The 20,528-nt window shown below is 37.7% G+C and carries 9 protein-coding genes; 4 read left to right on the top strand and 5 right to left on the bottom strand.

The window, feature by feature from the left end; translation table 11 throughout:
• A complete protein-coding gene (corA, locus tag BZG02_RS09890) occupies positions 1 to 1,071 on the bottom strand; it encodes a magnesium/cobalt transporter CorA (RefSeq protein WP_101261273.1) in 1,071 nt (356 codons plus the stop codon).
• A 73-nt stretch (positions 1,072 to 1,144) separates the two neighbouring features.
• Between corA and BZG02_RS09895 the strand changes: the two genes are divergently transcribed.
• Complete coding sequence (locus BZG02_RS09895) at positions 1,145 to 2,032, top strand: mechanosensitive ion channel family protein (RefSeq protein ID WP_101261274.1); 888 nt, start codon at positions 1,145 to 1,147, stop codon at positions 2,030 to 2,032.
• Positions 2,033 to 3,367: 1,335 nt separating this feature from the next.
• Here the strand turns inward: BZG02_RS09895 and BZG02_RS09910 are convergent.
• The 4 genes from BZG02_RS09910 to BZG02_RS09925 all read right to left on the bottom strand — a co-directional run bounded on the left by BZG02_RS09910 (position 3,368) and on the right by BZG02_RS09925 (position 15,440).
• Positions 3,368 to 4,342, bottom strand: a complete 975-nt coding sequence (locus BZG02_RS09910; RefSeq protein ID WP_101261276.1) for a mechanosensitive ion channel family protein — start codon at positions 4,340 to 4,342, stop codon at positions 3,368 to 3,370.
• Between the two features lie 35 nt (positions 4,343 to 4,377).
• Positions 4,378 to 7,284, bottom strand: coding sequence for a hypothetical protein (locus BZG02_RS09915; protein WP_143470447.1), 2,907 nt, complete (start codon positions 7,282 to 7,284; stop codon positions 4,378 to 4,380).
• A 159-nt stretch (positions 7,285 to 7,443) separates the two neighbouring features.
• Complete coding sequence (locus tag BZG02_RS09920; RefSeq protein WP_180335688.1) at positions 7,444 to 14,130, bottom strand: endonuclease; 6,687 nt, start codon at positions 14,128 to 14,130, stop codon at positions 7,444 to 7,446.
• Positions 14,131 to 14,684: 554 nt separating this feature from the next.
• Positions 14,685 to 15,440, bottom strand: a complete 756-nt coding sequence (locus BZG02_RS09925; RefSeq protein WP_101261279.1) for an IclR family transcriptional regulator — start codon at positions 15,438 to 15,440, stop codon at positions 14,685 to 14,687.
• Between the two features lie 132 nt (positions 15,441 to 15,572).
• Here BZG02_RS09925 and BZG02_RS09930 point away from each other — a divergent pair, with 132 nt between their 5' ends.
• From BZG02_RS09930 to BZG02_RS09940, 3 genes are all read left to right on the top strand, one after another.
• On the top strand, positions 15,573 to 18,134 hold the full coding sequence (locus BZG02_RS09930) for a glycoside hydrolase family 2 protein (protein WP_218972209.1): 2,562 nt from the start codon (positions 15,573 to 15,575) through the stop codon (positions 18,132 to 18,134).
• 101 nt (positions 18,135 to 18,235) lie between these two features.
• Complete coding sequence (locus tag BZG02_RS09935) at positions 18,236 to 19,378, top strand: extracellular solute-binding protein (protein WP_101261281.1); 1,143 nt, start codon at positions 18,236 to 18,238, stop codon at positions 19,376 to 19,378.
• A gap of 4 nt (positions 19,379 to 19,382) precedes the next feature.
• A complete protein-coding gene (locus BZG02_RS09940; RefSeq protein WP_101261282.1) occupies positions 19,383 to 20,528 on the top strand; it encodes a CaiB/BaiF CoA transferase family protein in 1,146 nt (381 codons plus the stop codon).

Consider the following 20,528-nt stretch of genomic DNA (forward strand, 5'->3'; position numbering starts at 1 on the left):
TTACAACCACTTCTTCTTTTTAAAATAAAGTAACATCCCTACTGCCACAATAATCATAACGGTTAGCAAGCTAAAGTAGCCATATTTCCATTCCAATTCAGGCATATTAGTAAAATTCATCCCATAAATTCCTGCCAAAAAAGTAAGCGGAATAAAAATGGTTGCTATTAAGGTCAGCAACTTCATTGTTTTATTCAGCTGATTGTTTTGTTCCGACTGAAAGGTATCCCGAATATTGGAAAGATAATCACGAAGATAATCCAACTGATCGATCACAAATAAAATATGGTCTTGTGTGTCGCGAAAAAATTTCACATTTTCTTCTAAAAACAAATTTGATTCGCTCTGAATTAACAAATCGTAAGCCTCTTTTAAAGGTAAAATACTGCGACGTGCTTTCATCAACTGCTTTTTGAAATTTTCTATTTTCCGCGGAACCAATTCTGAATTTTCCTTAGCAATAAACTCTTCTAACTCATCTAACTTATCGTTCCAATTTTCAATTAAATGAAAATAATTATCAACAATCGTATCCGCAAGTGCGAAAAACAAATAATCAACTCCTTTCGAGCGTATTCTTCGAGTACTATTCTCTAAACGGGTAAGAAACGAATTCATGATAGGATGATGCGAATCCATGAAGGAAATCACATAGTTTTCTCCCAAAATAAAATTAACAGGTATCGATTTAAATGCATACCCTTCTAGGTTAGGAATCATTAGTTTTAATGATAGAAAACTATAATGATCCAAATCTTCAAATTTGGGTCGCAGGTGTGAATTAAGTGCATCTTCTAAAGTAAGATTGTGAATATCCAGCTGTTTTCCTAAATTCTCGTAAGCAGCAATATCGATACCCGAAAAATGAATCCAATAAACAAAATCCTTATCTTTGAAATCATATTTAATCTGATCTAATTTGACCTTGTATTCGGATCGCTTTATTTCATCGGAATTGTATTGTGTCACTTGAACGGAGGCATCCTTAATTTCTCTGTATCCAATGTGCAATAAGGTACCAGGAGCCATTCCTGTTTTTTCGGTGATGCGACTCGATTTTTTCGTTGCCATATTAAAATAGGTGTGATTAATTTTATCTTTAAATTAAACAAATCATTTACTAGTTAACAAATATTTTACAATAATGATAGAAACACTTGGAGCTTTATTAAAAAACCTTGGAATTGGTTACAAACTTCTTTTTATAATTATCACAATTATTTCCGGTTTTTTGATATCCAAACTAATCCAATTCTTTATGACACGAATGTTGAAGAAAGCTTCGGATAAATTACACGTAGATCCTACCAACTATAGTTTTCTAAAAAATGCGGTTAGTTTCCTGATTTTCATTATTATGATGATCGTTATTTTTTATTCGATACCAGAACTAAAAAGCGTTGGTTTAAGTTTAATGGCCAGTGCTGGTATTTTTGCCGCCATACTTGGTTTCGCTTCACAACAAGCATTTTCAAATATTATTAGTGGTATTTTCATTGTAATTTTTAAGCCTTTTCATGTTGGCGATTTTATTAAAATAGGCGAATTACATCATGGTACAGTCGAGGATATTACTTTAAGACATACCGTAATTAACAATCCAGAGAATAGAAGAATTATTATTCCCAATTCGGTGATAAGTTCCGAAACGATCTTAAACTCTTCAATTACTGATCCTAAAATTTGTACTTTTTTAGAAATAGGAATTGGCTATCATTCCAACATCGATAAAGCGATACAAATTATTCAAACATTGGCTTTAAATCATCCAAATATTTACGATAACCGAAGCGAAGAAGATAAGAAGGAAAATAAAGACCAGGTAGGTGTTCGCGTAGTTAACCTTGGCGATTCGAGTATTACATTACGCGCCTACATTTGGGCCGAAGATTCGGGAAAAGCTTTTGTTATGAAATGCGATTTGCTAAAATCAATTAAAGAACAATTTGACCGCGATGGAATTGAAATTCCATTTCCTCATCAAACCGTTTACCTTCGACAGGAAGAGCCTATCAAAATCACTCAAGTGTAAAATCGATAAACAGCCTCTCCGAAATTTGATATTCTGCAAATAATATGGGCAATGGTAAATGGAAATTAACCCTTAACCACGCCCCTTGGTACTATTTTTAGTCGTAACCTGATATTTACAGCTTGCTTATAGTCAGAATACTACGGAGTGCTAAGCAAATACTTACTACTTGTCCCTTTTTTCTTTTCTCTTTGTCCTTGGAACTTGTTACTTGATACTTGGTACTTGTCCCTTGAACCTTTGTGCGCTTCCGACGCAAATAACAATTGTATTCCAACCGGACTGTTTCCCTGCGTCGGTATGATGGAGAAATCCACTCATACCCAGGGTGGCACTCGCGATGCTCCTTTACCCCGGGCTATTAATGTTGGAGCCCTTCAGGCTCTCCTTTTTTCTTTTCTCTTTTCTCTTTGTCCTTGGAATTTGGAACTTGTTACTTGATACTTGGTACTTGTCCCTTGAACTTTTGTGCGCTTCCGACGCAAATAACAATTGTATTCCAACCGGACTGTTTCCCTGCGTCGGTGTGATGGAGAAATCCACTCATCCCAAGGGTGGCACTCGCGGTGCTCCTTTACCCCGGGCTATTAATGTTGGAGCCCTTCAGGCTCTCCCTTTTTTCTTTTCTCTTTGTTCTTGGAATTTGGAACTTGTTACTTGATACTTGGTACTTGAACTTTTGTGCGCTTCCGACGCAAATAACAATTGTATTCCAACCGGACTGTTTCCCTGCGTCGGTATGATAGAGAAATCCACTCATCCCCAGGGTGGCACTCGCGATGCTCCTTTACCCCGGGCTATTAATGTTGGAGCCCTTCAGGCTCTCCTTTTTTCTTTTCTCTTTGTTCTTGGAATTTGGAACTTGTTACTTGATACTTGGTACTTGAACTTTTGTGCGCTTCCGACGCAAATAACAATTGTATTCCAACCGGACTGTTTCCCTGCGTCGGTATGATAGAGAAATCCACTCATCCCCAGGGTGGCACTCGCGATGCTCCTTTACCCCGGGCTATTAATGTTGGAGCCCTTCAGGCTCTCCTTTTTTCTTTTCTCTTTGTTCTTGGAATTTGGAACTTGTTACTTGATACTTGGTACTTGAACTTTTGTGCGCTTCCGACGCAAATAACAATTGTATTCCAACCGGACTGTTTCCCTGCGTCGGTGTGATGGAGAAATCCACTCATACCCAGGGTGGCACTCGCGGTGCTCCTTTACCCCGGGCTATTAATGTTGGAGCCCTTCAGGCTCTCCCTTTTTTCTTTTCTCTTTGTTCTTGGAATTTGGAACTTGATACTTGGTATTTGAAACTTGTTACTTGATACTTGTTCCTTACCATTAAATCGAATTCTCGGCACTAATAATTTTACACTCCAACAATTCTTTAATTACATTTTCGGTTAGTTCGCTTTTAAAAGCAAATTCAAAACGAATATCCATTACGTAAGCTTTTAATCGCATTTTGTAACAAAGCTTGTTGTATTTAATATCGTTCACAAAAATAACGGCAATTGGTTTCGCCAAATATACATGGTTGGCAACCTTGGCCACCTCTATTGCAATTTCACGAACCCGATGGGTGTCGATGGTTATTGGCAAATAAATTTCGGCAACTACCTGACAGTTCGTTTCGCCCGAATTCGAATTGGAAATTGACTGATTCATTAGATCGCCATTAGGCAAAGTAACAATGGAATCGTCGGCAGTTTGAACTCGCGTAGATCGTAAAGACATATCGAGAACCTCCCCATAGGTACTTCCTACCTCAATTTTATCGCCAATTTTAAAGGGCCGGTCGATAAGAATTACAAACCCACCAAATATATTCTTAATAATATCCTGCGCCGCAAAACCAACAGCAACACCAACCGAAGCGCCAAATGCAATAAGAGACGTCATGGGTGGATTAAATATTCCCCTTACAATTAGGTAAGCAATTATCATCCAGCAAATAATTTTTACTACCGGAACAATCGCTTTTCCTTTCACTCTTCTATCCGGACTTTTTTCGGACCAAATTTCAATGGTTTTGGTTAAAAAACCGACTGTAAAATATCCTATCATTAGAAAAATTAATGCCCAAAAAATCTTCGAAAAAGAAACAATATTCGAAACGTCTGGAGCATCGAATTTATCCCCGATGGATTTAATCATATTATCGGCGGTAAGATTTGCAGAATCTCCCACTATCGTATCCATTTTCACGATATCTGTCTTTACCAAAGAGTCGGCAATCTCATTTTGAGCGAATAAAGTTTGAGAACAAACAAAAAGGCTCACAATAACGAGTAGTATGCTTCTATATTTTTTCATCTTATCAGATAATTATTTTCGATTTGTTAATGCCTTTAGTGTATGTAATTTAAAACCGCTAAGTGATCGGAAATTTGCCTGTAAACCAATGGATTTACCAGGTATACTCCATTTTTTTTGATTAAAATTCCATCGTCGGTAAACACCATTAAATGGGCAAAACTCTCCTCTTTTTTCCATGCAAAAATAGCTGCATGCTCCTCCAAACGTAAGCCTCCGTGAAGCACTAAAGCGTGTAAAGTAGTAATTTGAGCCGTGCTTAGTGTGTTAAAAAAAGAATACTCCAAATGTTTGTATTGCATGTAAAAATTATTGTCCTCGATACTTACTACCGAACGCATCCAGAAAACAAGTGCCAACGAAAGATTATTTTGAGCAAATTTGTACAAGCGATTGAAATAATCTGCCTCCAAATAGTTCTGTTTCTCGACTTCGGACATTCTTTTGTAATTCCGCTTTGGATGAAAATATTTAGGCGGTAAAAAATGAAGTTTGAATCCGCTAAACTTATGCCGTTTAATAATAATTTCGGTTAATTGCTCCCTATTTAAACTATCCAGATTAACTACATATCCAAAATGATCGCTCATTTTTAAAGTATAATTCAGGTACTTATAGGTATAAAGCAAACAGGTGCTTAACCAAAAAATTTGAGAATTGGTTTGCGATATCAGCCTAAAAAATTCAGTTAAATTTTTAAATCCATGCAGCTTGCGTAAAAACAACTGATGCACATTTTCAATGACAATAATTCTTCGTCCCTTTAAGTGCTGCACCTTTTCAATTAATTCGTCCATTGAATTAAATTCCAAATCGGCAAAAACAGTCTGCAAAAATTGAATAAACTCCTCCTCGCTACTAATTTTTGTCTCCAGATCGAACCTGTAAAATGCGTATTGATGACCAAATTTTTCTTTAAATACGTTTACCATAGAGGTTATGCCACTACCCGCTTCTCCAACCAAACAGGTGGGTGCAAACTTTCCACTTGTCCAGTTACTATACGCTATTTCCAGTTGTTGAATTACCTGCTCTCTCTCAATACGAAATTTAGCATTTGTAATAGGCGCCACTTTAAATAAGCGCTGATACATCAATGGCAATCGTGCAATAGAAATTTCTGTTTCCGACAGGTAATTAGACAACTCGCTGCCAATGGTTTCCTTTTTTTCGGATAAGCCTAAAACTTCGCGATAAGCAGTGTATTTTTGATGAGCTTGTTTGCTTACATCCAGAACCTTTTTGTAAGAACTACTCAAAATTACTTTGAAAAACAGCAAGCCACTAATCAACCTGTTTTTTGCATTCCGGATTCTTCTTTTACGAATCATCTCGGTCTGTTTCTCGTCTAAATTCTCCGGCGATATTGCAGAACTAATTTCGGTAATAAAATTGGAGTTAATCGTGTTAATTTGAGCAACGGCATCGCGCGAAAGTTCGATATTATGCTGCTTATTCTCTTTTGCTTTTTGCACCGCCCGCTCAATACCTGCGGTAAATTCTACCAGCTGATCTCCTCCTTGCTCATGATCCTTAGCATTAAAATATTCCAAAGCATAATCGACAATACCTGCCAGTTCGCTTGTGTTCGATAAAGATTTTTGAATGCCATTTACCAAGGCCTCTTTTTGTGTTAAAAGTGGAGTGTCGATGGCTTCTTCGATACATCCGCTTACAATATCCAACACATTGGTTTCCCGAAGCTTTGGAAGACTTGATACATTGTGCCAGCCTTTTTTAGATGGCAATAAATAGTTCGACGAAACATTCGCGAATGCTTCGGAACAATCTAATTTCAACTGATCGAAATGAGGAGCAAAATCGGTTTCTAATAATTTTTCGATGTAATTAGGTACCCTCTCGGCAAGTAGTTGCTTTGCCAGTAGATTATCCTCAACATCTTGTAAATCTTTTTCCTCCTGAATTCTGGCCAAAGCCTCCTCTAAAATACTCACAAAATAAGAATCGGAACTAAGCAACACCTCCTGCAAAGAGCTTTCGAGCTTTGCTTCGCGCTGATTAAAAATAGCTGTAACGGATAAATTGGAGAAACGAACCTCGTAAACCAAACGCCAATGCTCAAATACTGCAAAGGCACGACTATTAAAGGTGTGAAACAATTTCTCGTGACGCTTGATGATTCGTAAGGCTTTGCGATTTAATTTGCTTGCTTGAATTTTACCAACCGAAAATTCGATTGTACCTGTTTTTGCGTGCAATTCGGTATAATGAGCATCTAAAACCTCCTTCAACTCCTTAAAATTGATGTCAAGCTCTATCTTTTTTGCACCAATTTGCTGGCTTAATTCGATTAATGCTTGCTGAAAATCATTTTCGACCCATTTGTCAGCACCCAACAAGTTGGTTTCCATTTGCTTGTCGATTGCTTTAAGACGCTTAAAAATTTCCTGACGGAAGGAAAGAACATCTTCTACAATAGGAGTAACATCCTCTAAAAAGCGAACAAAATAAACAAGTTCGGCCAATTGCTGACTTGGTATTTTGTGTTTCCAATAGTTTTTAGGGATTGGTTCTTTTTTAAATAAGGTGCGAAATTTATTTCTTACACTTAACAACCCCCAATTGGTTTTAAGAAAGAATCGTTTCCCAAACTTCCTTGTTTTCAAAACAAGGCCATCGGCTGGTAAAGAATAAAACCGATCCTTATCCTGAAACTCTACCACAAGCGCTTCAAAACCAGCAATAGACTCTTTTATTTCTGCATACTGATCGAAAAACTCCGAAACATCGAAATTATTTATGGCTTGAAAATAGGCTTGAACGCATTTCTTAAATTCCTCGCTATGTTTTTTATAGGCGGAATAATCATCGGAAACACCCTTATTTTCCTCAATAGAATGGAGTGTTGCCTGTAAAGTAGAAATCATGCTCTCTATTGGTTGAAGAGAACTGATTAGTTTTGTAGAATAGTTGGTATACATAGCTAAATGGTCTTGAGTAACTTTTAATGAAAATACAAAAAAATACCTGATATACCAACATCATGAGAAGTAAGAAAACGAAAGGGATTTAGGGGAAATTCATGCAAAAATAAAAGGCAAAAATAAGGGTGACATTATTGCCACCCTCTATCCTTTTTTTTATTGAATAACCAAGATTCGTTTTGTTATCACAAACTGGTCTGTTTGAATGGATATAAAATAAGTTCCAGAAACTAAATCCTGAACATTTATCCTATGCTTTTGTTGTGGCTGAACGGTTTTAACAACTTGACCACGACTATTCAAAATTAAAATTTTAATCACTTCAACCTCCGGCAAATTTATCGCAATGTAATCTCTGGTTGGATTCGGATATATCCTAACATCTTTCTCAAAAACCTCTTGTAATCCCGTTGTTTGACTCACCGTAAAAGTCTGTATAGCTTCTGCAGATTCAATATTATCAGTTCCGCCCTGATAAGCTCTCAAGCTAAATTCACCTGGTGAACTTGGTGTTAATACAGATCCAATTATTTCCCCATCCCCTTCTAACATTTCAAAAATAATGCTTAATCCTTCCGAAGAAGTAGCGATTAACTGAAGAGGTTCTCCAACAAGCACAACTCCTTCTATTGGATCGAAAGCGATAGTCTGAGAAGCTTTGTTTACGGTAAAGGTTCTACTTACCGACTCTGCTGCTTCATAGTTCTCGTTTCCTGCTTGCACTGCCTTTACAATAATCTCACCTGCACCACTAATACTCACTTCTTTTCCGGATAAAGTTGCTGGTCCCGAAACCAATTCGAAACTAACTTCTAATTCTGATGATGCACTTGCTACTAATTCGAAAGCTGCATCGCCGTAGATTTTATCTGTTAAATCAGCGAAAGCGATAGTCTGAGAAGCTTTATTTACAGAAAAGGTTCTACTTACCGACTCTGCTGCTTCATAGTTCTCGTTTCCTGCTTGCACTGCCTTTACAATAATCTCACCTGCACCAGTAATGCTCACTTCTTTTCCGGATAAAGTTGCTGGTCCCGAAATTAATTCAAAGCTAACTTCTAATTCTGATGATGCACTTGCTACTAATTCGAAAGCTGTATCGCCGTAGGTTTTATCTGTTAAATCAGCGAAAGCGATAGTCTGAGAAGCTTTATTTACGGTAAAGGTTCTACTTACCGACTCTGCTGCTTCATAGTTCTCGTTTCCAGCTTGCACTGCCTTAACAATAATCTCACCTGCATCAGTAATGCTCACTTCTTTTCCGGATAAAGTTGCTGGTCCCGAAACCAATTCGAAACTAACTTCTAATTCTGATGATGCACTTGCTACTAATTCGAAAGCTGTATCGCCGTAGGTTTTATCTGTTAAATCAGCGAAAGCGATAGTCTGAGAAGCTTTATTTACGGTAAAGGTTCTACTTACCAACTCTGCTGCTTCATAGTTCTCGTTTCCTGCTTGCACTGCCTTTACAATAATCTCACCTGCACCAGTAATGCTCACTTCTTTTCCGGATAAAGTTGCTGGTCCCGAAACCAATTCGAAACTAACTTCTAATTCTGATGATGCACTTGCTACTAATTCGAAAGCTGTATCGCCGTAGGTTTTATTGGAAATATCGGCAAAAGAAATTTCTTGTGATTTTTTAACCGGAACATCAGATCGTAATTTTAAACGCAACAGTATAGGGTAATGATCGGATATGTTTACATTATCTTCCTGTGTATTATTGGTTAACACCTGATATTCATCGTACAATTCATTGGAGATAGTGATGTGATCGATGTTAGTGCTCGAAGTCAGTACGTGATCAAAATTATCTTTTGTTTCGAACCACGATTCATAAGGAGAAGAAGCTCCACTCGTCATACTTCCTTCTAAATAATCGTTATAATCTCCTAGAATCACCAAATTATCGGTTGAATAATTTGTATTTAGCTCATTCATCAGGAATTTAGCATCGGCTAATTTTCTGGAATGACTATCCTGGCAACATTTGGCATGAATATTCACCAACTTGACATTCTCTTTTTTGCCATCGATAAACACCTCTGCTTCGAACAAATATGGCAATCGTCCCGAAGACCAAAAACTAGATGCATCACCTGTATATCCATCAATGGTAGAAGTGGAAGAATCGGGATATAAATCTGAAAACATCGAAAAATCGCCTAAATTACTTACGGTTGTTTTATTATAGATGTAACAAACGCGCTGAGCCGGATAATCTGTACTTGGAGCCTCATCGTCGTGCGAATATCTTGGTGCCATGCTTGCTGCATACAATTCATCTCCTGCCAAAACATTTAATTTATCAACCAAAGGTTGCAGAAAATCACCATTTAAGTCATCAGAAACTAATTCCTGAATGGCATAAATATCAGCATCCAGTTCAATAATTTTTTCGGATACGGCTGTTAATTGCTGATCGAAAGAAGTAGCATGTTTCGACATATTTGGAGATCCAAACCACTCCACATTCCATGAAACAATATCCAATGTTTTATCTCTACCCAAAGTAGTTGCATCGGCAATTTCGGTTGATGCCAAAGAACTAAGTGCCACTACAACTGCTTCGGCGGCTTTTGCCTTATGGGTAATAGTTCCTGCCGAGCCATTAAGAACCGCTGTTTTAGGAGCAAAACGGAGCATAATAGCCTGTGGAGAAACTTCTGTTTTTGCAATGCTTAATTTTGATTGCCAGACACTTCCATCTAAAGAGATTTCGAAATTATCACTTGCCTGAACACAGATATCCCCTTCTATTTTATCGAAGCTTAATTCGTAAATTTTAGGGTCGCTAACAGCTCCAACTTCGGTAAAGGGAAATTCTAAATCGGCAATAAGATTAGTGACCAAAGTTCCGGTTAATGGAATTTTATTTCCTTCTACCACCACATCATCAACCTGATAGGTTGTGGTTATGGAGTTGCCATTACCGGAATATTTAAACGCAATGTAAGCCGTTCCCTCGTAAGCAGATAAATCGTTATCGCCCGATTCTACAAAATCAGTTGCATACGCAGCATTATCTCGCTCGTCGATTGTTGCGGGCAATTTCTGCCAAGTTGCGTTTGTAACATCGCCACCTTCGTAATCGGTAGAAATTAAAATTTCTAAGGCAAGTCCTTGAAAATAACCATTCTTGGTTTTAAATTTTAGCTTCTCATTATCGTAAGCATCCAAATCTAAAGCCGGTGTAATTAACCACGAAACCACTTCACCTGTAGCTTTATAGGCCGACATTTGCATGTATTTATTACTCGAAAATTCTGTTACCTCCCAATTTCGAGCACCTATTTCCGATTTCAAGATCCAATTACTATGGGTATCGGTTTCAAAATCTTCCTGTAAAAAGGCAAGAGGAACCAATGCAGGATCGCCCTCGGTAGCGGTCACAGCTATCGATTTGGAATTTTCACCGCTTACTATTTGCAGATTTCCCGACACCTTTGCTGCAAGAGTAGATTCTGGAACAAATTTTACAGATATTGTGGTCTCGGCAACAATTCCGTCAGTAGCTATCAAAGCTAAAGAAGAAGAATAGTTTATGCCATCGTCTGATATTTGAAAATGCTGTGGTGATGTTATGCTTATATTTTCACTTACTGAATTTGCTGACACTGTAAATGTCTGCACCGCTGATTCCTCACCAAATTTAATTAAACCAAAGTCTACCAAAGAAGCATGTACTGTGATTTTCTGAGGCTCGGTTCCAATTCCTCCATCCCAAACTTGCGCAGTGGCTTCTCCAAAAATGTATTGAACCAATTCCGGATGATCAACAAATGGATTTCTATTGTGCTGATATCCGTAAATTACATTGTTTCTTCTTACTTCGTAAGGATCAACAGGATCTTCCTCGTGCCATTTTAACAAATCGGACAACTTACCGTGACGAGCGGCGCTCTCCGTTTCCTTACACTGATCGTCAACCGTCATTTCCCAGCGTGTTGCCATGTAAAAAATCATTCGGGCAACATCCCCTCTTGCCGATTTAGGAGGCGTATATCCTGGAGCATCGTTCCCAAAATCACGACTGCCACGTGCACTATTTTCCTGAGCATCGGTGGCTCTTAAGTGGTGACCATCAGTTCCTGGTCCGTTTGCGGTACCAAAATCGCCATGCGACTTTGCCCAAGTATGTTCTCGATTCCAACCAGTACTGCCCGAAACATGAGCTGATTTCGCAATTCCTTGTTCTACATACATTTGCCACACCTGTGATGTATCTTTCGGATTTTGATCGCCATCGGCACACATGTCCCAAACCGTACTGTACGACTGTGCTTCGGCTCCAGCTTCAATAATTGTGTGAATTTGATTCCGTAAAGTACTTCCGGTAGATCCAACAGCAGTACTGTAATAATCGGCCGGAATTTTCACACTTCCCATATGATGACTCGGACTTACTGTTTGCACATATTCTTTTGGAGTTAAATTGACTACAATACTTCCATCACCAATAGTTTCCGGTTCCAGATAGATGTAATTGGCCAATATATTTCCTGTACTTCCATCATTATCAGCAATACTAAGAGTTGCACTTACGCTTGTTCCCAACTGAATTCCTGCAGAAGGATTCGTAATGGAAACCATCATGCTCTCTGTTCCCTCAACATCAGCATCATCAAGAATAGTAAGGCTTGCACTTGCAGTACTTTCGCCAGCAACGAATGTAAATTGATTTGCTGACAAGCTATAATCATCGGCAGTAATTCCTGTTCCGGCAATAGTTACATCAATAGTTTGGGTTTCGCTTACAGCCTTACTTGTTGTTGCGGTTAAAGTAATTACTGTTTGATCGGCTTCGCTTGCCGATGTGGCAGACAATGCCAACTGAACAGTTGGCAAAGTAGATGCGCCAGACAAATCGATAATAACCGTATTTCCTTCGAAAGAAGCGTGAGAACTGTAATTATCTCGATAACCATTGAATTTAATTTGTTTGCCCAAATTTTCAGGATGATCTTTTAAATTCCATAAATCGCGATTTTCTCCTGCTTCTAATTTCAGATTCAGACAATTATCAAAATTAGTGTCATCCTGCGAATCAGCAATAGAAATATAGTATGCATTTGTAAATGGTGTTTCGAAATCGGTTCCTACCGAAACAATATAACCATAGGCATAATACTCGGTAGAAGTTTCGGCCAAAGCCAAAGCTTCGGTTATGGTGAAAGGACTGGTTTCCGATCCATCATTACTTGCATTGTCATTATCAGCAATACTAAGAGTCGCACTTACCGTTGTTCCTAACTGAATTCCTGCAGAAGGATTCGAAATGGAAACTATCATATTTTCAACTCCTTCAATATCAGCATCATCGACAATTGTAAGACTTGCACTTGAAGTACTTTCGCCAGCTAAAAATGTGAATTGAGTAGCTGAAATTGTGTAATCTTCAGCTGTAATTCCTGCTCCCGAAATAGTTACATCAAGAGTTTGGGTTTCGCTTACAGCCTTATTTGTTGTTGCGGTTAAAGTAATTACTGTTTGATCGGCTTCGCTAGCAGCTGTGGCTGATAAAGCCAATACTACTTTTATTGCCGAACTACTGCTTGTGTTTGATTTTCCAGGCGTTGGAATTCCTGCAATAAAAGCAGTAGTATTTCTCGCTCCGCCTTCTCCGTCGCTTGATCGATATATGGAATGATTCTCCTTATCGCCCGAAGCATTCTCATTAATTTGTTCGCCCATTGTTAAGCCCACCAACAATCCTGCATCATCAGCATCATCGGTATCATACGCTACAAAATCGACTAAACTCTCGGTTGTTAAGGCTGTATTATTAGGAAAATTTGCTGCCGGCGCTTTATATAATGCAACCGCATCGGCACCATTCTGAAGAGAATTATCGGAAATTACCATACCTACATTTGCTACAGCCACATTTCCAATTACAAAAAAGCCATCTGTATTTGTAGTCAGCCCCGTAAGATCGTAAGTTGCATATGACAAATCGTTACTTCCATTGTAAAAAACCAAAATATATCCTTCTAAAGATGTATTTCCGGCTCCTCCATCGTACAATTCAACAAACTCAAATGTGTCGGTACTAAGCTGATCGCAATCCAATTCATTAATCAGAATGTTTGAAACTACAGGAACTTCTATACTGACTGTCACCTCGTATGCCTGGTTAGATCCATCTTCGGCAGTTACCGTATAAGTCACCGGATTTGTAAAATCTTGAGATGTAGCACTTGCGGGTAAAACAGATGCTTTATCGGATATTTCGATTACCGGACTAAGCTCTGTTATAATCGTAGATTCTGGCAAACTAATAGCAATTGTATGTGCGCCTTCGTTTAGAGTGGCCGCTTTACCATCAATTACAAATGATGTGATGGCCTTTGCTGAACTTTGAGTCGGAGCCGTTCCATAGGCTGTCCATTGAATATCATCCAAACTTACCTGTTTCCCTCCACCTGATATATTCTTTATTTCGAGACTAAAAATGCCTTCTATATTGATATCATTCACAATAAAATCCTGCAATCCGGTAATTTCTTCGGATTGAGCCACAGAAACTCCATTAATGAATAACTCCAATTTTCGAGTATCTGAAGAAGTAAATTCTTTTTGAACTTTACAGCTAAAACTGCTAATTCCATTGGGAATATTTTCCCCTTTTAATGAACTGTCTGTTTTACCAAAACAAATGGCTTTGTCATTTATCGGTCGGTCGCCTCTGGAATTTACGTAACTCCAGCTTTGTGCGTTGTTCCCTTCGAAACTTCCTGTTTGGTAGGAACTTCCTGAAAGAGGCAAATTCGTAAAATCTTCTAATCCCTGACCAAAACTGATTTGAGCAGACATCATAAATACAGTAAGCAATGTCAATAGACACCACTTTTTACATGTGTAAAATGAAAACATAGGCTTAGTAGTAAATAAAAAATAATTTGAAAATGATCTTTTCAAGAAGCTTGTATAAAAATGGTTGTTTTGAAGATCAAAAATATACAAAATATTACACAACATAACTCTTTAAACTTAAGTTTATGTATTCTTAATATTAACAATTATTTTTTATAGGTAACCTATGCCTCAATAGATACCAATTGTACACCGCACAAAACAATATACCAACAAATCTATTAGGTTAAGAACAAGAATGAATAGTTTTACACAAAGCTTACTAAACTAAATATATTGCGTTTTTTATCGAACAAAAATACAAACACACTACTCTACTAACGATAGAGCAACGAAGCACGAAAGTTATGAGAGGGAATAATTAATAAGATAAAACGATAAAAAAATTATAACGTAAAGTAAGAGAATGAATATAACTAGTGTGAGACTTCAAAAAACAAATCGCTCATTGCCCAACTCCTTCTGATAAAAGAGAAAAGAGCGTGATTTGTGTTCGAAAATAAAAAATGCGAGTTCTTTTAAAAGCCCAATGCAATATTAATGGAAGTAACTGATTCGGTAATTTTGCTAATTAAATACTCTCCCGATTCATTTTTAGAAGAAATACTGGTTAAACTTGAAATAGCTAGAGTACTAAATATTCCCGATTGAATATCCCCAACCGGTACCGCAATATCAGTAACTCCAATGGTAATTTCGCTTTTCCCGAGCTCATAACCACGCTCTTTAATTTTTTGCAAGCGCAACAATAAGTCCGATTTTTCCTCCTTCGATAATTCGTTGTATTCCTTATCTTCAGATAAAATCTGTTTTTGCCTGTCCTCATTCATAAATGCTAAAATCACTTTTCCCGAAGTAGTTTTTATTAAGGAAAAGAAACTGCCTTCTTCTATGGATAGTGAAACTGGTCCAGGACTACGCATTTGCGATACCACCATTAATTTTCCATGGTACAATATTCCCATATGGCAAGACTGTTTTGTTTCGCTGGACAATTTTTCCATAAAAGGTTTTGATGTTTTCACTAACTCATCAACTGGACTGTGACGATGACTGAGATGATACAATTTTAAGGACAAAGAATACTTTCCCGAGGTAGCATCCTTAATTAGGTAACCACGTTGTTCCAGGCAAACCAGCATCCGGTAAATTTCGTTTGGCGATTTTTCCAATCCTTGAGATATCTCCATTTGCGATTGAGGTATTGCTTTCATCGAAAGGTATTCAATGATATCCAATCCTTTATCTAATGCTGGTGCTAAGTACTTCCCCATATGGCTCCTTTTTTTATTGAGATGGCTAAACTACAAATTAAAATTCTGAATCAATTTCAAATTTAATAAAAAGAACTTGTAATATTCATATATAAATACTTTATTTACATTTGAATTTTAAAACGATTAAAGATGTACAAAAGGCTCAACTATCCATACTTTATAATGAAGTTATTGGCTCTGGTATTATTAAGTGTTGTTTGCTTTCCAGCTAAAGCACAACCAAACACAACCTTTTCTCATGAAGAATCTAGTCAGGCTGTTCGTGATTTAAGTGGAATGAGGTGGAGAATGAAAATGATGCTACCTGGCGAAGGAGTAAAAAAAGGATTGCACAAATTACCTTCTGAAGATATTGAAACTTTGGTATGGAACAATGCCAGAGTTCCTGGCGATGTGTATACCGATTTATGGAAAGCCGGCGTTATTGATGATCCTTATTTTGGTCGAAATAATGTAAGGGCTCAATGGGTTCAGCAATACGAATGGTGGTACACTCTTCAGTTTGATGTGAAAGAAAAAGTAGACAACGAAGTGGTTGATATCGTTTTTGAAGGCGTTGATTATGCCTGCGAAGTTTGGTTGAACGGCCATTATTTGGGAAAACACGAAGGTGCATTTTCAAAATTTTCATTCAATGTAAATGAATATTTGCGAATTCACCCATGGGATGGGCAAAAAGGCCGTAACATGCTGGTTGTAAAACTAGATACACCACCACAAGTGAACGCTTTTGTGGCCGAAAAAAAAACACCTTGGTTTGGTGATTATACCAGAGATTTAACTCCAATTGGTATTTGGCGACCGGTAAAAATGGTGCGCACAGGTAAAATGCGTTTTAAGGATGTATATGCTAATAATACCATCAATAAAGACGGATCGGCAGATGTAGATTTGGAACTTACGGTTGAGAATACCACCACTTTAGCAAAAGAAATGACTTTTACCGCTTCTTTAGAAGGGAAGAACTTCAAAATGAAGGAAATAAAAGTGGAGTTCAATAAAACCGTTGAACCTGGCTCGCACAAAATTAAAAAGAACATTCATGTTAAGGATGCAAAACTTTGGTGGCCATGGGATTTAGGGGATCAAAATTTATACACTGCAAAAATTACCTTAAAAGAAGGCGATACGAATCATGATGTGAATGAAACGGTATTCGGAATTCGTGAAGTGAGCTCGAAATGGAATCCCGGATTTATAAAGGATGTAGATGTTACCTTCCCTCGATCGACTTATATTAATGGCAAGTTCCATTTTATTCGTTCGGCGTGTTGGGGTGGACCTCCAGATATTTTTACCGGACGTACCTCGCCTGCTGAGTACAAGGAATTAATCCGCTTGGCGAAGGAAATGAATATGAATAACATTCGGATTTTCGGATGGCATCCTCCAGAAATACCTGAGTTCTATCAGTATTGCGATGAAATGGGAATGACTGTTTGGCAGGATATGATTCCTTTAGGAACTGGAAACATTCCTACGGAAGAAGAAAATCTGGCCGAAATATTCAACGAAGGCGTTAAGGTGATTAAGGAGCGTCGAAATCATCCTTCATTAATCATGATGGAAGGTGGCGAAGAAATGATGTTCAGAACTCGCGACCCTCAATTTGGAAGAAATTTTCTGGAACGTTTAGGTGATTCTCTGCAAGCTTATGCTAACCTACCTTATGTGCCAGATTCTCCGATGATTGATCCGGTTGCACAAGAGGCTGGTTTTAAACCAAAAGAAGCAGTTCACGCATTACGATATTTTTACGATATGGGTAAGTGGTTGCACGAAGATTGGTATCAAACACATTGCGATGGCTATCCAATTGTACCTGAATTTGCAATAACTTCAGTTCCAAACGTAGAAAGTTTAAAGAAATTTATTCCCGAAAAAGAAATGTGGCCTCCAGGATTAAGTTGGGGACACCATTGGGCCGACCTTACCCGTTTGCGCATGCAAAACTGGGATGTGTTTGGTAGCGAAATGAAAGGTTCTTTAGAGGAATTCGTAAATGCAACACAAGATGCTCAAGGAATCATCTTTCAGAATGGTATTGAACACTTCCGTCGCGATAAACCAAGCCTAAGCGGTATTGCTCTTTGTCACTTTATTACCTATTGTCCCGATATGAAATGGGGAATTGTTGATAATTATCAGCAACCAAAAAACTCCTACTATTTTGTTCAGAAAGCTTACCAACCATTATTGGTGAATTTTGAATTCAAAAAACGTCGTTGGAGCACCAAAGAACCATTTGTGGGAAATATTTGGGTGATTAATGATTACTATAAGGAGTATACCGATTGTAGTATCAAATTTGAAATTAAAAATGACGCCGGAGAATTACTTTCAAGCAAAAATTTTGATGTAGCTAAAATCGCAGAGAACAGTGCCAAATCTTTCTTCCCAATAGAGGAAAAAGTATTGAAATCTGTAAAAGAAAAGTTCTACGTTAGCTTAGAACTTACCGACAAAAAAGGAAAAATTATTTCTAAGAATGACTACTTCTTCTTAATCGGTGATCAACAAGCTGCAACTAAGAAATTTAAAGAATGGGGAGAAGAAAGAGTTAAGCAAGAAAATATACATGGCACATATGGCTCCTACTATCATTTCTTTAAAGAATTTACCGAAGAAGGTGGGCAAAAATACGATAGCGATATTCAAACACCCCGAGCAATCGGTTTTATAGAAGAATAAGAATGTGAAATTTTCAGTAGACCGTTAACAACTTACCAATGGCCTACTGAAATCTTTATCTGTTCCCTATAAAATTTAATAATAAATAATTAATGCAACTGATGACAAATAAAAGAATACAACTAAAAGGAATTACTTGGGATCACAGTCGTGGCTTTACTTCTATTGTAGCTACCTCGCAACGCTTTCATGAATTGAATCCAACGATCGAAATTAGCTGGGAAAAACGTTCTCTTCAGGCTTTCGCCGATGAACCAATTGGGGAGTTGGCAAAACGATACGACCTATTGATAATTGATCACCCGTGGACCGGCTTTGCGGCTAGAACAGGTGTTATCATTCCCCTTAACTCTTATTTATCGGATGCATATCTGCAAGATTTAGCAGACAATTCGGTCGGGAAATCGCACGAAAGCTATTCTATAAATAAGCAACAATGGGCATTAGCTATTGATGCTGCTACTCCTGTTGGAGCAAGCAGACCAGATCTTTTAGATCAACTACCTGAAACCTGGGACGATTTAATACAACTAGCCAAAGAAGGTAAAGTGGCAATTCCTGGAATACCGCAAGATACATTAATGAGCTTTTACATGATTTGTTCTACTTTGGGCGAAAGTGTTTGTGCTACAAAAGAGTATGTTATCTCCGAAGAAATTGGTTTAAAAGCCTTAGAAATGCTTCGCGATTTAGGACAATACATTGATGCGGACTGTTATAATATGAATCCTATTAAAGTATACGAAGCAATGAGCTCGGGAGACAAATACTCCTATTCGCCTTTTGCCTATGGCTATTGCAATTATTCGAAAAAAGGATATGCACGAAAATTGCTCAAATTTCATGACATGGTTTCTATTCATGGTAAAAAATTAATTACCACTTTGGGAGGAACCGGTCTGGCCATTTCAAATGATTGTAAAGAAAAAGAAGCAGCGGCCAAATTTATGGAATATACTGCCTCTCCAGAAGTTCAGTCTACTTTATTTTTCGACAACGGAGGACAACCAGGACACAGAAAATCTTGGGAGAACACAACAACAAATTTTAATAGTCTAGACTTTTTCAAGGATACATTACCAGCTTTAGATCGGTCCTTTTTACGACCAAGATACCATGGACACATGTATTTCCAAGATAATTCCGGAGAACCAATCCGACAATACATGATGAAAGGTGGAGATGCTAAAGAAGTATTAAAAACCTTGAATAAATTGTATATTGAATCCTTAAAAAAAGAATAACCTTATGTTACCATTAGAAGGAATTACAGTACTAGAATTTGCCCAATTTATGGCAGGTCCTTCGGCAGGTTTAAAAATGGCTGATTTAGGAGCCAGGGTAATTAAAATAGAACGCCCTGGTAGCGGAGAAGCCGGCCGACAAATTGCAATTAAAAACCTATTTATCGACGAAAGTAGTATGGTATTTCATACTGCCAACCGAAATAAAGAATCGTATGCAGCAAATCTTAAAGATCCTGCAGACCTCGAAAAGGTTAAAAAACTGATTGCACGTGCAGATGTTATGACGCATAATTTTCGCCCTGGTGTAATGGAAAAAATTGGTTTGGATTTCGAAGTTGTTAAAACCATAAACCCTCAACTAATTTATGGAGTTGTTTCGGGCTATAGTTCGAAAGGCCCATGGGCAAAAAAACCAGGACAAGATTTGTTAATTCAATCTTTATCTGGTTTTAATTACCTAAACGGTAATGCAAACGATAATCCAACTCCCAGTGGTTTAGCAACCTCCGATATTTTTACCGGTGCTCATCTTGTGCAGGGTGTTATAGCTGCTCTTATTCAACGCTGTAAAACAGGCGTGGGATCGAAAGTGGAAGTAAGTTTATTGGAATCGACTATCGACATTCAATTCGAACTAATCACCACCTATTTAAACGATGGGGAAAAATCTCCGCAAAGAGCAAAAAAAGGAAATGCACATGCCTACTTAGATGCCCCTTACGGGATATACAAAACAAAAGACAATTACATTGCCATCGCTTTAGTACCGCTTACTAGTTTAACTAAGGCAATGAATATTTCCCTTCCTTCCGAATTTTCTTCGAAAGAAACATGGTTTCCAAAGCGAGATCAAATAATGGAATTTTTATCGCCTTACTTTGAAAAAGAAAGCACACAATATTGGTTAGATATTTTTGAGCCTTTGGATTTTTGTTGCTCTGATATTTATAGCTACAAACAATTTTTAAATCATGAAGGCTGTAAAGCCTTACAAATGATTCAGGAAGTAGAAACATCCGACGGCATAAAAATGAAAACTACCCGCTGTCCTATTCGCATCGACGGGGAACGAATTTTCAAACGAAAATCGGCACCAAAACCTGGTGAAAACAATGCAAGCATCGAAAAAGAATTTAATCTTAACTAG

Source organism: Labilibaculum filiforme (genome assembly GCF_002843315.1).
In the GTDB taxonomy this organism is placed as follows: Bacteria; Bacteroidota; Bacteroidia; order Bacteroidales; family Marinifilaceae; genus Labilibaculum; species Labilibaculum filiforme.